Raw genomic sequence first — 15,005 nt, forward strand, 5'->3', positions numbered from 1 at the left:
CAGATTGCTTTGCTCATCCGGCTCGGCTGGGGAGTGGCATCCGTCTCGCTCTTTGCTGGTGTATGGGAAGCGGTGTGGGCGCTTGGCGGACTCAATCCCCTTCTGTTACCCCCGCCGCACATTTTTCTGGCGGATTTTGCCGCTCAGGCGCAATACTTTATGCCGACCGACGTTATCGGACAGGTCAGCAACGACACCGCGCTGTTATCATTGGTGAATACCATCTTTGCCACCGCTGGACGGGTGCTGGCGGGGTTGACGCTAGGGTTTATCCTGAGTTTATTTTGCGGGCTGGCGATTTGCTATTTCCGGCTGTTTGGCAAGCTGATATTGCCCACCATTACCTTACTGGCGCCCATTTCTCCGATCGCCTGGCTTCCTGTCGCTATCTTTATTTTCGGCATAGGGAATCCGCCGGCGATTTTCATGGTGTTTATATCGCTATTCTTTGTCATGACGATTTCAACCATTAGCCAGATCGAGAGCGTGAGCAAAACCCATCTCGATGTGGCGGCGGTAATGGGAGCAACCCGAGCGCAAACTTTCTATCACGTCATCCTTCCTGCCATTTTACCCGCCCTATTCTTCGTACTGCGCATGAATTTATTTGGCGCTTGGATGATAGTATTGGTGGCGGAGGCAACCGGTGTCGGCAGCGGCCTTGGCCAAATTGTCATGCAGGCGCGCAATACCTTCAATTCCAGTCTTTCCTTCTTTACGATGACCATTATCGGCATGGCCGGTTTTGTGTTTGATTTGCTACTGCGCAACGTACAGAAAAGGCTGCTTTATTGGATTCCGGAAAACCGAGTTGGAGGGAGTCAATGAATCGAGCTACCGATATTCATCCGCCTCTCATTCACTGCGACAACATAAGCAAAGTCTGGGTTGACAACCGAGGCGGCGCTTTTGTCGCACTCAAAAATATCAGTTTGCAGGTGGCACGAGGTGAATTTGTCGTTCTACTCGGCCCCAGCGGCTGCGGTAAAAGTACGCTCTTGTATATGATAGCCGGGCTGGAATCCGTCAGTGAGGGCATTATTCGCTGCGGCGACAACGTGATAACGCAACCAGGCACCGATCGCGGTTTTGTCTTTCAGGATGCCTCGCTCTACCCATGGCTAACGGTGGTAGAGAACGTGGCGTTTGGTCTTAAGATGCAGGGTGTTGCCAAAGAGGAGAGGCTAAAACGGGCGCAGGCAATATTGCATAAGGTGGGCTTGTCCGAGGCGGCCAATAAGCGCCCGGACCAACTTTCCGGCGGCATGCGCCAGCGCGTGGCGATGGCCAGAGCGCTAGCGCTCAACCCCAAGGTACTGCTGCTTGATGAACCCTTTGCGGCGCTAGATGTACAAACGCGATCGAAAATGCAAGATTTCCTCGTCAGCCTGTGGAGAAAAACGGGCGTATCGATGATATTCGTCACTCACCATATTGACGAGGCCGTAGCGCTGGCAGATCGCGTGGTCGTGTTCACGGCGCGTCCTGGCGGCATTAAAGAAATCATTCCCATCACGTTGCCGCGACCCCGCGATCCCAAAAGCCAGGCTTTTCACCAGCTAAGCGATCGTTTGATTGATTTACTCCGCGATGAGGTAGACAAGGCATTTGCCGAGCAGGAAATAAGCTAAGACATCCTCTTCACTCTCTGCGGAGCACAGCCAGCCCCGCCGGCGAATGCGCTATTGCAACAATCGCGGTGGCGAACTTTTTTCTCATGCCCTGTGGCTGGGTGCGATAATAATAGCGTTATAGGATAACACAATGTATGAATCACTGATTTTAGCCGGTACCCTCGTCCAGAGTATTGGGGCTGACGGCCAACCCGTTGTGGTAAAACAGGGGGCGCTCTATCAACAAAACGGCGTTATTTTGGATATCGGCAACGCTGAGGAGTTACAACGAAAATACCCTCACGCGCGGCGTTATGGCTCTATGCACCATATTTTGATGCCGGGCTTTGTCAATAGCCATCACCATATGGGCTTGACGCCATTGCAGCTTGGTTCGCCCGATTATGCATTAGAACTGTGGTTTGCCAGCCGCATAGGGGCGCGCGACGTGGATCTGAGGCTGGATACGCTGTATTCAGCCTTTGAGATGATCGCCTCCGGGATAACCACGGTACAACATATCCAGGGCTGGCGACCCGGAACGTTGGAAACGGTATACCAGGCCGCGAGCACGGTGCTGGCTGCCTATCGCGAGATAGGCATGCGAGCCTCCTACAGCTTTGCGGTGCGCGAGCAAAATCTGCTGGTTTATGAGGCCGACGAACTTTTTGTTGCTCGCGTACCGGCCGACATCCAGCCACAGTTGGCCGCACATTTAAAAAAACAACGGCTGCCGCTCGCCGATAATTTAAAACTCTTCAACATGCTGACGGCGGATAATCATGCGCAGCCGCTGACTTCTATTCAACTCGCGCCAGCCAACCTCCACTGGTGCAGTGATGAGGGTCTGCAGGCCATTAAAGCCGAAGCGGATAAAGCGGGTGTACCGATGCATATGCATTTAGTTGAAACCGTTTACCAACGGGAGTATGCACGCAAACGCACCGGCGGAACCGCATTGGCCCATCTCCACAAGTTGGGTCTGCTCGGCCCATCGCTTACCTTAGGGCATGGCGTATGGCTCAATGAGGCTGATATTGAGCTTACGGCGGCCACGGGAACCTGTATTTGCCATAATTGCAGCTCCAACTTGCGTTTACGTAGCGGTATTGCACCGTTAAATGCCTTTCGCCGGCACGGTATAAATGTGGGGTTGGGTTTGGACGAAGCGGGTATCAATGAGGACAGGGATATGCTGCAGGAGATGCGTTTGGCGTTACGTCTTCATCGCGTTCCCGGCATGGAGGAGAATGAGGTACCTTCTTGCGGCGAAATCGTACGCATGGCAACCGAAGGGGGAGCCAAAACGACATCCTTTGCGGGGCAAATCGGCCGCCTGGAGCCGGGAAAACTGGCGGACGCCGTGCTGTTTGACTGGAAAAGCGTCACGTGGCCCTACCAGGATGAGGACATCCCTTTGCTTGATGTCCTAGTACAGCGGGCGCGGACCAAGGATATCGAGAGTGTCTTTATCCAAGGAGAGAAAATTTACCATCAAGGTCGATTCACCAAAGTCGACCACACCGCTGTGTTGAGTGAAATCGCTCAGAAACTTGCCGCGCCGCGCAATGCTGAAGAACAAACCCGTCGGGCCTTGGGTCAGGCCGTGTTCCCGCATGTAAAAGATTTCTATCGCCATTATCTGGCGGATGAAATACCGCGGCAACCTTTCTATGCGCCGTCATCCAGGCGTTGAATTTATTCTCCGTGCCTTAAACTGGCCCCCTGACAATGGTTGGGTACCGGTTTTGACACGACGGTTTATTCCAAAATAAATGCAAGGTGATACGCAGGCCGCACAGGAATTTAAAGCGCAAAGCCGGCCTGAATACCTTACCATAAATCACGATATCTAACACCGAACAGTAACTTTTAGCTACGCTAGGCGACATTGTTTATCGCTTAAAGGAGTGCAACGAGAACTACGTGAAAAGCTTCGATTGATGAAAAGCGCGCAATCCCCCCTTTTAACTTAAGAATCACTTATTTTATTTATCAAGCAGAAGGCTCGCGAATAAACCATGCCGCGTGAGGATCGGTTTTACCTTGATCCTAAAGATAGGCATGATCGCAATATAATAACAAAATTATGAACTCTTGCCTTGGATACGCCACGGAATGATAATCATTTCGCCCTAGATCAAGTTGCCACAATTAATTATGGCGATCCTTATTAAAAAGCTCATCTGCTTGTAATGGGAATCACCTTATATCTTAATGGTCCTTCATCGTGAATACTTCAGATAAATAATTTTATCCAAGGGTGGCCCTTAATGATTGATATAGGCTTAACGCGGACCGCGATGCCTCTCCATATTATCTATATGTGCGAAAGCAATAGCCACCCGTGTCAAATACTCGATAGTGAATCCCGTTATACCTATATCAACCCGCCTATGATAGAGCTGTTGAATTTGGCGGGTTCAAGCCACATCGAAGGCAAAAAACTGTCAGAAATCCCACATTGGTCATCTGTCTTTGCAGATGAGCTTCATGGGTACTACGGAAAGGTAATGGAGAATAAAACTACATTATCATTACTCGTTACTTGTGCATTTGGCCGTGAGAGTCAAATTCAAACATATATCTTCAAAGTTCAACCTTTTTTTGATGATGACGGAAATGTTATTGGCTCTATGGCAGAAGCGAGGCGGTGCAAGTTTTTCTCTCCCATACAGTATATTGATAATGAATCGCCTGTAAGTTTATCCACCCATGCGCCGCACAATTACCTTAAATCTCGTGACGTTGAAATAATATTTTTTATCTATCACGGATTGACCAGTAAAGAAACAGCCAGACGATTGGGGATCTCTCATAGAACGGTAGAAAATAGGCTCTGTATCATGTACCAAAAAGCGAATATACATAATATCTATCAATTCAGAGAGTGGTGCAAAGACATTGGCTATGACTGCTATATTCCCCCTGCTTTTATACAGTCGAAAATCCAGGTGATAGATTGACCAATAGACAAAGTTAGCCAGATAAATACTAGCGCGGCCTTCATCTCTGCACAATTCCCTGGCCATCGATAGTGGTGCGAGTTTGAAGGCGACGCCCGTGTCAGCAAACCGTGCGACAGACCGGGCTGATGCTGGTTAAGGGCTGGCGTTATCGTAATGTCTTGCGTTCCACCTGATTGAGACCGTACGCAACTATGGCCACAATAAATGCCTCTACCTGCATTCGTCCTGGACGGCGCTAAGGATCCCCGATGCGAATAGTGTCCTGTGAGCGCTGTTACCCTGGACATAAGATTGCGTAAGTTACGGCCTAAAGGCATGGCCACCTACGGCTAGCTTAGAGAAGATCTACATTATTAAGTTTTGGATTACTAATCAATAAGCCGCACTCCTTTTCTAATAAAATCTAACGGAATATATTGATCAAGCCCGGTTTGTTTGCAGTATTCAATGAGTTGATATTTGCTATGCACATCAGCCTTGTGATAGATGTTCATTAAATGTACTTCGGCCGTTTTACAGGCTATATTCAGTCTTTTGGCAATTTCTTTTACACCTAATCTTTGCAGGGCCCAAAAAATGACTTCTAATTCTCTTTTAGTAAATAAGTTATCAGGCGCATCAGTTTGAATGGTTTTCCTGCCAAGTCGACTCATGTAACATAATAATTCTGGTATATCAAGCCGCCTTCCATAACTGACAATACCGATTAATGAGTTGTTATCATCATAAAGAGGCTCTCTTTCCATGTAATGCGGGACTAGCTCGCTAGTATTGCCTTTGCCATAATGATGAATTGCAATAGATATTATTTTCTTGTTCTTTTCGACCACCTTTTTATCACTTTTTGTCAATTCTGGCCAAAGCTCTTGGCATATATCAGTAGGTATTTCCTTCGCAGATTTTCCTTCCACATCGAACTTTTTAGGAAACTTAAAGAAACTTGAAGCAGAATCATTCACAAAGACATATCTTGCATCATTATCTTTTATAAGCCAGTGATCAGAGCTATTTTTTATAAAGGATATTAATGAATTGGACGAGTTAAGATAGGATATAATATTGTGGTTTCGGCTATTTACCTTGAGTGTAGGATCGTCAGGCACATTGACTTTCGATACTGTTAGTTTGGTTAAGTTTGACTTGCCTGAATGATTAACGAGAAAAGATTGTTCGGTATTCTTATTGCCGTTATACATGGCAACCCCCTTCCAGTTACCAATTTAGGTCTCACCACCCAACGTCATGTGGCGAACTGAACAAGCGGATAGTATCGGTGCGCTGTTCGGCACATCTATCCCGTCCAGCGATGACTTTGAGTGTACCCGGTGCAGGCGCAAAGAGCGACAATCTTCCCCCCACCAGAGTTTTCCATGGGCTGCAGATCCTGGCTGCGGATGTTGCAGTAATATTTTCACTTTACTGATATCAACACATTCCGTCAATCAATATAACCAATGAAAAGCGTGATAAATACCTAGTGTAATAAGCATTTTTAATGAGTGAGGGTATTATAAGATACATGTGGCTATTCGTGACGGCAAACGCATTGGACGATAACCATTCCAGAATGAATTCCGCGGTAAATTTTTGCAGCATTTGCTTATAAAATCTAAGAGGATTTTGTTATTACGAGCGTTAACTATCGTTAATTTTTTAATCATCCGCCCACCGTGAACGATTGTTCACCGACGGCCGTAAACACCGCAATTTCAACCTATCACCCGAGCGACCTTAGTTTGCCGAGCCTATCCCAAACGGCCTTGCTAAAATATTTAGCCGTTTCCCTCGTCAGACTCTCACCGGGTGAACACAAGTGTCCATCATAATCCGTATTTTCGATAGCCTAGAAGCAGGCTGTGGAAATATTGACGCCGTGACGAAAATTCACTCACGACCGCATGCCCACAACCTTCAGACGATCTATAAACCGATTTGGAACATGCAGATTTTCTCCCAGCTAGGTGTCAAACACACCGGCGTGAGGACGTTTGATGCCGCGTAAGCTGCAAGCGTCAGGCCGGGGGATTCATCGTTTCATCATTTCTACCCTGTTCTTTAGCGGTAAAATCAACAACGAACTTTTGGAGTAGTCTCGTTAGTACTATGCAATCATCTTCACACCATTGCTGAAAAATACCGCTATAAATCTGCGCGCGTGCGGTATCAATTTTCTCTGTCATCCCTTTGCCCGCGAGGGTGATGGCCGCTTCATTGATCCGCCGGTCTTTGGGATTCTTTTGCCGCTGCGCCAAACCGGTTTCTTCCAGTTTCGCTACCTGGCGGCTTACGGTCGTGTAATCACGCCCCACACGATCGGCCAGTTCGACGATGCCAATGGGACCAAAGCGGCCAATCTGTACCAGAAGCGGAAACAGAGCGCGATCAAGCTGAATACCGGATTCTTTTATCATCAGTTCATCACGTTGAGGACGGTTAAAGGTGCCTACGATCGTCAGTAACGCATCATGCAATTCCTCAACGTTAAAGTTTTTATGTGTATTATGCATATATTTATTGACACCTTCGATTCTGTTGACTAATGTGTGCATATTACACATATTCATTTGTGAACTGAAGGTTTAATTAATGAAAGCAGCCATTGTCTATTCAGCTGGAAAACTTCCTGAATACGGTGATTTTATCGAACCCCTTGTCGACGCCGACCATGTAATGATTAATGTGAAAGCCGCCGCAGTGAGCCAGTTGGTGAAGTCGCGTACAGCCGGTACCCACTACAGTTCAAGAATGCACTATCCATTCATTGCCGGTATCGATGGCACGGGTTATCTCAGTCATGGCGAGCCGGTCTACTTTCTAACATTTGGCACTCCCTGGGGAAGTATGGCGGAAAGAACGCTGGCGCAGGTCAACCATATTGTGCCGTTACCTGCGACACTCGACCCCGTACTGGCTGCCGCACTAGCAAACCCGGGGATGTCTTCTTGGGCAGCATTAACGCGTCGAGCGCAGTTGCGCACGGGAGAAACTGTACTCATTAACGGCGCAACCGGCACCTCCGGAAGCCTGGCGATCCGTATCGCACGTCACCTAGGCGCCGGGAAAATTATCGCGACTGGCCGCAACGTTGATGCGTTAGACAAACTGCGCGCACAGGGTGCAGATATCACATTGCCGCTGGAGGCTTTGCCGACCAATTTGCCGGCGCTTATGGCTGAAGGTATTGATGTTGTTTTGGACTATCTCTGGGGCCCGAGCGCACTCGATATCATGACAGCTGCCGCTGCCGGTGCAGAAAAAGTAGTGCGTTTTGTGCAAATTGGTTCGCTAAGCGGCCAGACGCTTTCTCTACACAGCAAGCTACTCCGTAGCTCAGGGCTTACCCTAATGGGCAGTGGTCTGGGCAGCTTAGCGAACGCGGATCTGATTGCCTCTATTGGCGAAATGTTGCAAGCTGCCGCGCTGCAGGATTTTTCAATTCCGTTTCAAAGGCGCCCATTAAGTGATGTGAACACGGCGTGGGAGGAAGATAACAGCCGCTGCCGTACCGTATTTGTCGTTGATCGGTAGTCAGGGACGCTCTCAAGTACTGTAAATCCTCGTGCATTCTTTACCCTGCATCACTCGGGTAGCATGCTGCAGATACCCTTCTCAATGCCCTTCTGTTCGAGCTCTTGTGCAATAGTCATAAGTTTATTCTCAGGGCGGCGCCCTTAGCGCCAGTTCGCGGATGAAAGCTTCTGCATTCGCCGCTTCGCCAGCCTGGATTATACCGTATGCCAGCGATACTACCTGTTGCGAAGACAGGTATCCGGCCAGCAGGAGGGTGCCCAATCTATCGGTGAGTTGCGCCAGATTGCCTGGCGAATATGTTTTAGCAACAGAGTCAATGCGGCCATACTACGATGCCCCATGATTTCATCGTCGGGAATGACGGTCACATCAACCAACGGGAAAGCACCGCTATCGAGTTAACCGGCCAGTACCGGATCGTCAAACTCCTGTAACCACCGTGTGGAATCGGGATACGGGCTGCGTCGACCGGTATAAAACAGCACTGAAATTACCAATGGCAATATCTTATGTCCTGCGTCCAAATGGCGTTGCAATGAGAGCTTCCAACCCTGAAGTTTATTCTTTAACCTTGACCTCTATGCCACAGCGCTATATTTTCTTGTCGCTTTGGCTTATGCCTCAGTCCGATTGATAGACTTACTCATTATACAAAAGAAAATGCCGAGAGTAGACTGAAAAACGTAGGGAAGTTAATGACGTTATAACGCTTTACAGGCGGAATTTATCCAAATGAAAAACTGGCTAAAATACCTTGTATTAAAAGTAAACCGTTATACTAAAGAAAAACGATCATTTTTGTGGTTGAACCTCATTGATTCTGCTGATCCACACCAATTTCGTTGCGAGAAAAGGCTTATTTTCGCACGGTTTCTCTAACCGTAACTAACCTTAATGAAGAATCCGAAGATTAGGTGTCATTTTTAACAAACGGCGTCAAAGCGTCGGTGCGACACGCCGCCAAACTCATAGGTTTTGCCATCATCACCTGCAAAAGGGGGATAGGTTATTAGCAAATCAACCTTACCAACCGGGAGGCAGGCCGCGGCCGCTGCTGATAGTTATGCCCGAAACAAGGCACCCCGCCCTGTTCACCACGAGCCAAAGCCTGCGACCATCAGCGGGTTGCCGGTGTCGGACGAATTAAGCCCGGCGGATCGCTACGCGGAACTGTTTGCCGCGGTGCAGATGTCGCGAGTGTTTAGCGATAGTAAGACATTTGTCGACTGCGCGCCGAAAATTGATCCCACAGAGATCCTGGCCCATTACCGCGAACAAGCGCGCCAGCCCGGTTTCAATCTGGCCAATTTTGTGCATGATAACTTTGCAGCGCCCTCCGTCCATGACAGCCATTATGTCGCTTGTCCGCAGCAAACCCTTATCGAACATATCGACGGCTTGTGGGAGGTCCTGACCCGCAAACCGGAGGACCATCCTGACCAATCCTCGTTACTGCCGCTGCCGGAACCCTATGTAGTCCCGGGCGGACGTTTTGCAGAGATCTATTATTGGGATTCCTATTTCACCATGTTAGGTTTGTCCGCCAGCGGACGAAGCGATCTGCTGCGCAATATGGCTAACAATTTTGCCTATCTTATCGACCATTACGGACACATTCCCAACGGCAACCGCACCTATTATCTAAGTCGTTCCCAGCCGCCGGTATTTGCCCTGATGGTGGAACTGTTTGAGCAAGAGGAGTTGCAGGCGGCCGAGCATTATCTGCCGCAATTACTCAGAGAACATGGGTACTGGATGGGCGAGGCCGAGTCTCTCAGACCGGGTGAGGCGAAACGACATGTTGTCAAACTCCCCAGCGGCGAGGTGCTAAACCGGTATTGGGACGATCGTGATACCCCTCGGGATGAATCGTACCTAGAGGATGTGAAGACAGCGCAAAATACCTCGCGGCCGGCTAATGAGATTTACCGTGAATTGCGCGCCGGCGCGGCCTCAGGTTGGGACTATTCATCTCGCTGGTTCGGTTCACCCGGAAATATCAGCAGCATTCGCACCACCGCTATCCTACCCATCGATCTTAATTGTTTTTTGTATAAGCTTGAAGCCACCATTGCCGATCTCGCCGCCAAAATCAACGATCAAGGTACGGCGAATACATTCAGCAAACTGGCGGCCGACCGCCGCTCAACTATCGACCGTCTGCTATGGGATGCTGAAAGCGGGGCCTTTTACGATTACGATTGGCAACTTTCACGCCGCTGCGCCCTGTCGGCCGCCTGTGTCACACCACTGTTTGTCGGCATGGCGACGCAGGAGCAATCTGAGGCGGTGGCAAAAAACATTGCCGAAAAATTATTATACGCGGGCGGCATCATGACCACATTGTTCGACAATGGACAGCAATGGGATAAACCCAACGGCTGGGCGCCCCTGCAGTGGATGGCCATTCAAGGATTGAGGCGTTTTGGCGAAAACGATCTGGCCAACACCCTTGCCGAACGTTGGCTTGCCGCCGTCGGCGAGCACTACCTCGCCCAGGGCAAACTGGTGGAGAAATATGACATTTCCGGCACGTCAGCCGCCAAAGGCGGCGGTGGCGGGGAATACCCGCTACAGGACGGATTTGGCTGGACCAATGGCGTGGTACGCGCGTTATTGGTCCAATATCCAGACCATGCCGCCCACCGGGTCCGAGCCCGTCCGCCTGCCGATTTACCGGTCCCCGATAGGAGCGCCGGACCTGGCGCCGGCAATAACCTTACTACCCACGGCCCATCGTAAGCGCCGCCCGGGCAGCGCTGCCCTCAAATGATGAGGAGAAATACTATGCAAAACCTGCAAGGAAAAGTCGCTTTGATCACCGGTAGCGCGCAAGGAATAGGTAAAGCCATCGCGATACGTCTGGCGCAAGAAGGCGCAGATATTGTCATCGTGGACCGCATGGACGATGACCGGGCTGAAGAGGTTTTATCGGAGATCAAGGCTCTTGGCCGCCGGGTGGTGATCGACGCGGGAGATATCGGCAAGGTCACCGATAATCAGCGAATTATTAACGATAGCGCTGCCCAGTTGGGACCGATTGATATCTTGGTGAACAATGCTGGTATCGAGCACAACGCCTCGTTCACCGATATTTCGGAAACAGACTATGACGCGGTGATGAACGTTAACCTGAAGGGAACATTTTTCATTACCCAGGCGTTTGTACAGCATTTGCGTACCGATAAGCGTCAAGGTCGTATTATCAATATTAGTTCAGTGCATGAAGAGCTACCCTTTCCGCATTTCACTACTTACTGCGCCTCCAAGGGCGGTCTAAAAATGCTGATGCGCAATCTGGCCATTGAGTTGGCGCCCTTTGGTATCACGGTCAACAATATTGCTCCTGGCGCCATTGAAACACCCATCAATACCCGGTTGTTGAACAGTCCTGAATTGCTCATGGCGCTGATCGGTAACATCCCGCTAGGACGCTTGGGTAAACCGGAAGATGTAGCCGGAATGGTAGCTTATCTGGCGGGCCCGGATGCCGCCTATGTCACCGGCGCAACCTTGGTTATCGACGGCGGCTTGCTATGGAATTATTCCGAGCAATAAAAGAAACAACACTGTTGCTATTGAGTTAGCCCTGGCGGAAATGAGTTGGCCGGGAAAAGCGGCAGTGGCGGTCATCGAATGCTGCTAGGCCACGAAGCTGCAAAAGGGATGCCCATTATATGATAAATAGGGTGTAGGGCCTGAACCTGACCTGTGCATTACGGCGTCAAATAAGCACATCGCCCTATCCTGTCCTCAAGACTTATTCCCGCTGCCTCACCGGACAACGCCATTATGCTGAGCGATTTTTACTTGTATTAACCACTTCTCAGATGAAATGTTCTTGATGTAACTCATCCAATTGCCTTACCACGGCTTAGCGCCATCATTCATTTTATGCTTTCATTCGGCCTTACTAACCAATATCATTATACGGTAATATATTGTCGACATAAAGATATCATAACGAAAATACCTCAAGACTACGCCGTTAAATCAATTCATATGAAGTTTATTTTTTATATAGTCTAATAAGTTATTCAAGTTAACTTATTAGAAATTAATAGAGTACGGTTATAACTCAATGGTCACGGAAAAATAATTACACATCATTGAAGGGCTCTCTGAATTGACTCTCCGTGTCTGGCCTATGTTATATGGCACAACGGTTTTTCCTATAAAAAAACTGAAATTCTTAATAATGAATTATCTTGTAACCAACAAAGGGAATGCCATGAAAAAAGTAATTCACTTTAGCATTTAGACTTGTCGATAAGTTCTATGACAAAGAAGAAGCATTTTATCTCACTTTTACAACGTCTGCGTTGGGCAATATATCTGGCCCGTCTGTTCAGGAACAAAATAAAAACTACTTTAAACTTGGTCCCTCTGAATATGCTCAAATTATTACCTGTAGTGTTTATGTAAGGGATAACGCCACCAAAGAGTATGTAGTAAATGGTTCAATGGATATTCAATACGACAGAAGAAGCGAAAAAGTTATTATCAGACACCAAACTTATCTAATAGTATCAATGCTTTAGTAATTATTAGGGTAGACGATGTCACTTTCGACTTCGTTCTTTCATAAACTTTGACTTAACTTTATAAGAAAGCAGCACGCATGATCGTTTTTATTAAAATTTCACTATATGGATGATATCAATAGAGAGATAAAGATGAACATTGAACAGGCGTGTTTTGATCGGGAATAGAATGTTGAGACGTGCACTCAAGAACAAATCTATGCCCTTGGAACAAAGCTGATATCTGGCACAAAAAATTTCTGAGTTTCACGACATGGTCATGGTGTAGAGCACATAGAGAATAGTCGCATGACCAAGCAAAGAAATGAACCCATTCTTATCAACACTCGCAAGGATCAACTATGAATAGATTTATGCTAGCATCATTACTTTTAGTCCCAAGTCTCGCGGTTATGGCCGAAAGTAGTCCAATCACTCCTCTACACGGCTATGTATCCATTCCCGCCAGCAGAGCTTTTTTATGTAGCCAAGGCATTAACTCAGATTGCGGGCAGGTGAAATATGAGCCACAATCGGTAGAAGGCCCCAAAGGTTTTCCGGATAGAGGGCCAAAGGATGGGAAAATAGCCAGCGGTGAAAATCCTAATTTCCCCCAATTGAATGAACAATCAGTTGACCGCTGGCATCATGTCGATCTAAATGCAGCTGATACCACTTTCACATGGACACTGACTGCCCCGCATAGAACCACCTCATGGAAATTCTTTATTACTAAACCTGATTGGAATCCTGAGAAACCATTAACGCGTGCCGACTTTATTTTAACCCCGTTCTGCGAGAGATTTGATGAAGGCGCCATGCCTAAAAACAAGGTTGAAATTGATTGCAATATCCCAACACGTACTGGATATCATATCATTCTCGGCGCCTGGGACATTGCCGATACAGGGAATGCTTTTTACCAGGTTATTGATGCCAATATTACAGCCAAGAGGGATTGAAGAAGCAACCCTTTTCCTCACAGGTATACGGCCGCAGTTCAAGCCTCAAACATTGTCTGACGTATTTGAGACCTGGACTGCCCATAGTACCCTGGGGTTCCCAGCCTCATGCTGCGGCGCGTACCATGGCTTAATAACCAACGTCATTGAGGCTGGACGGTAACTGGGCTTTCGGCTCTGCGAAGACGATATGCCCTTTTCTTTGTGTCTGGTTTGTTCGACGACGAGTGGAATGCTATAAATAACAACGACATTCTTTATCTAATACTCGGTGCAGGGATAAAATTGAACAATGCAGGGATGCCCTATGACGTGCTCATGGTAACCTGGACCAGCGTCTTCATTGTCTTTTAATGAAGCAGGAAACCTTGTCGGACTGTGGCCAATAAACAAAGCGTGCATCATCGATATCCCTCTAGGGTCAGCGACCGCTAAAATTTGCTACACGGAGCCGAGAGGGATACTTCGTGGTAAACAAAATGACATGACTGACAAACAGAGGCGTTTTAATACGATGCTGAGCAAGTTGTCAGAATTTCTTTATGAAGCCACATCTTGAAGATTACGGTTTTTCGCCTTATTTTTTTCCCTCATAACCGTCCATATAGGTTTGGGAAATCGCCTGAGCGAAGTCTTTTCGATCTTTCCGCGAGGGGTTGCTATAGGGTTCATACCATTTACCGGCAAATTTTTCTTTTGTTTCAATGGACGTTAAATATTCCTCACTTTGGAAACACATAACCTTTTCAAGTGCTTTCTCCCGAGACAAACCTGTTTCTCTATCCTGCACGCCCATTTCCCAAAAGCATCTAAAAAACGGGATGAGCATCCTGGCGGTTTCAGCCTTGTTAATGTAGTAATGAGGATCAAAACCGTGATCAGCAACATAAGCATAGTGCCGGGCATGCCGCTCCGGGCTGGTTAATGTCTGCGTACACGCGCACAGTACTGATGAAGCCAGTGATACGGTGAAGATAAATAAAAGTCGAGGACGTAACATTAATACTCCTTGTCGGAAGAAACGTCTATAATCTGATAAATCATGCTGGCCACCTAACATGATTTATCTCACAGAGCTTCAGGAGAGGGAAAATACTGGCCATACCGGCCGGTTGTGAGCGGGCATTGCTGGAGGGTAAATTCTAACGCCGGTACTCTTGCCTATTGTGGCTTGAATCAGCGCGATACCTTACGCAAAACCGCATAGCCGCTTTCTTGAAACTGCCTTGCAAAATTTACTCGTTTGCACAAAACATCTATAAAAATAGGTGAAGTCACCCTTCAAACTTTACATCTTTTATGGTGAGAGAGATCAACCAATCAACATGTCATACCTGATATTTTTCAACTCCGCCAAGCCACGAAAGCATTCATCTTTACTTTGCATATGATTATCTCGATCGAGTT

At 47.8% G+C, this 15,005-nt stretch carries 11 protein-coding genes and 2 pseudogenes; 9 read left to right on the forward strand and 4 right to left on the reverse strand.

The features are described 5' to 3' along the window. Positions 1-9: 9 nt before the first annotated feature. The 4 genes from SANT_RS22245 (at position 10) to SANT_RS22260 (ending at position 4,579) form a co-directional block, all read left to right on the forward strand. Positions 10-828, forward strand: a complete 819-nt coding sequence (locus tag SANT_RS22245) for an ABC transporter permease (protein ID WP_025424432.1) — start codon at positions 10-12, stop codon at positions 826-828. Beyond that, complete coding sequence (locus SANT_RS22250; RefSeq protein WP_025424433.1) at positions 825-1,631, forward strand: ABC transporter ATP-binding protein; 807 nt, start codon at positions 825-827, stop codon at positions 1,629-1,631. The genes SANT_RS22245 and SANT_RS22250 overlap by 4 nt, the downstream gene beginning before the upstream one ends. A 133-nt stretch (positions 1,632-1,764) precedes the next feature. Next, positions 1,765-3,309: an amidohydrolase family protein gene (locus SANT_RS22255; RefSeq protein WP_025424434.1), complete on the forward strand. Its 1,545-nt coding sequence runs from the start codon at positions 1,765-1,767 to the stop codon at positions 3,307-3,309. A gap of 577 nt (positions 3,310-3,886) precedes the next feature. After that, positions 3,887-4,579 (forward strand): helix-turn-helix transcriptional regulator, encoded by a 693-nt coding sequence (locus SANT_RS22260; protein ID WP_025424435.1) that lies wholly within the window; start codon positions 3,887-3,889, stop codon positions 4,577-4,579. Between the two features lie 371 nt (positions 4,580-4,950). Here the strand turns inward: SANT_RS22260 and SANT_RS22265 are convergent, their stop codons facing one another. Continuing rightward, on the reverse strand, positions 4,951-5,778 hold the full coding sequence (locus tag SANT_RS22265) for a PAS and helix-turn-helix domain-containing protein (RefSeq protein WP_025424436.1): 828 nt from the start codon (positions 5,776-5,778) through the stop codon (positions 4,951-4,953). 816 nt (positions 5,779-6,594) lie between these two features. Beyond that, a complete protein-coding gene (locus tag SANT_RS22270; RefSeq protein ID WP_051440264.1) occupies positions 6,595-7,131 on the reverse strand; it encodes a MarR family winged helix-turn-helix transcriptional regulator in 537 nt (178 codons plus the stop codon). A gap of 37 nt (positions 7,132-7,168) precedes the next feature. Here SANT_RS22270 and SANT_RS22275 point away from each other — a divergent pair, with 37 nt between their 5' ends. After that, the gene (locus SANT_RS22275) at positions 7,169-8,110 is read left to right on the forward strand and encodes a quinone oxidoreductase family protein (RefSeq protein ID WP_025424438.1); all 942 of its coding nucleotides are present in this window, start codon (positions 7,169-7,171) and stop codon (positions 8,108-8,110) included. A gap of 71 nt (positions 8,111-8,181) precedes the next feature. Here SANT_RS22275 and SANT_RS23720 read toward each other — a convergent pair. Continuing rightward, positions 8,182-8,652: pseudogene (locus tag SANT_RS23720) on the reverse strand (Rpn family recombination-promoting nuclease/putative transposase); the annotation flags it as partial. Positions 8,653-9,121: 469 nt separating this feature from the next. Here SANT_RS23720 and treF point away from each other — a divergent pair. The 4 genes and pseudogenes from treF to SANT_RS22290 all read left to right on the forward strand — a co-directional run bounded on the left by treF (position 9,122) and on the right by SANT_RS22290 (position 13,598). Next, on the forward strand, positions 9,122-10,855 hold the full coding sequence (gene treF / locus SANT_RS22280; RefSeq protein WP_081730532.1) for an alpha,alpha-trehalase TreF: 1,734 nt from the start codon (positions 9,122-9,124) through the stop codon (positions 10,853-10,855). 45 nt (positions 10,856-10,900) lie between these two features. Then, positions 10,901-11,671, forward strand: coding sequence for an SDR family NAD(P)-dependent oxidoreductase (locus SANT_RS22285; RefSeq protein ID WP_040133575.1), 771 nt, complete (start codon positions 10,901-10,903; stop codon positions 11,669-11,671). A gap of 704 nt (positions 11,672-12,375) precedes the next feature. Then, positions 12,376-12,654 (forward strand): annotated as a pseudogene (locus SANT_RS24920) (hypothetical protein); the annotation flags it as partial. Between the two features lie 344 nt (positions 12,655-12,998). Beyond that, the gene (locus tag SANT_RS22290) at positions 12,999-13,598 is read left to right on the forward strand and encodes a lytic polysaccharide monooxygenase (protein ID WP_025424441.1); all 600 of its coding nucleotides are present in this window, start codon (positions 12,999-13,001) and stop codon (positions 13,596-13,598) included. Between the two features lie 577 nt (positions 13,599-14,175). Here the strand turns inward: SANT_RS22290 and SANT_RS22295 are convergent. Next, entirely contained in the window at positions 14,176-14,598 is a 423-nt protein-coding gene (locus tag SANT_RS22295) for an Exc2 family lipoprotein (RefSeq protein WP_025424442.1), read from the reverse strand. Positions 14,599-15,005: the final 407 nt, after the last annotated feature.

It is taken from the genome of Sodalis praecaptivus (assembly GCF_000517425.1).
In the GTDB taxonomy this organism is placed as follows: domain Bacteria; phylum Pseudomonadota; class Gammaproteobacteria; order Enterobacterales; family Enterobacteriaceae; genus Sodalis_A; species Sodalis_A praecaptivus.

Coding starts and splice junctions, on each gene's coding strand:
- SANT_RS22275 (WP_025424438.1), top strand. CDS start 7,169: ATGAAAGCAGCCATTGTCTATTCAGCTGGAAAACTTCCTGAATACGGT.
- SANT_RS22255 (WP_025424434.1), top strand. CDS start 1,765: ATGTATGAATCACTGATTTTAGCCGGTACCCTCGTCCAGAGTATTGGG.
- SANT_RS22270 (WP_051440264.1), bottom strand. CDS start 7,131: ATGCACACATTAGTCAACAGAATCGAAGGTGTCAATAAATATATGCAT.
- SANT_RS22265 (WP_025424436.1), bottom strand. CDS start 5,778: ATGTATAACGGCAATAAGAATACCGAACAATCTTTTCTCGTTAATCAT.
- SANT_RS22260 (WP_025424435.1), top strand. CDS start 3,887: ATGATTGATATAGGCTTAACGCGGACCGCGATGCCTCTCCATATTATC.
- SANT_RS22250 (WP_025424433.1), top strand. CDS start 825: ATGAATCGAGCTACCGATATTCATCCGCCTCTCATTCACTGCGACAAC.
- SANT_RS22295 (WP_025424442.1), bottom strand. CDS start 14,598: ATGTTACGTCCTCGACTTTTATTTATCTTCACCGTATCACTGGCTTCA.
- SANT_RS22285 (WP_040133575.1), top strand. CDS start 10,901: ATGCAAAACCTGCAAGGAAAAGTCGCTTTGATCACCGGTAGCGCGCAA.
- SANT_RS22290 (WP_025424441.1), top strand. CDS start 12,999: ATGAATAGATTTATGCTAGCATCATTACTTTTAGTCCCAAGTCTCGCG.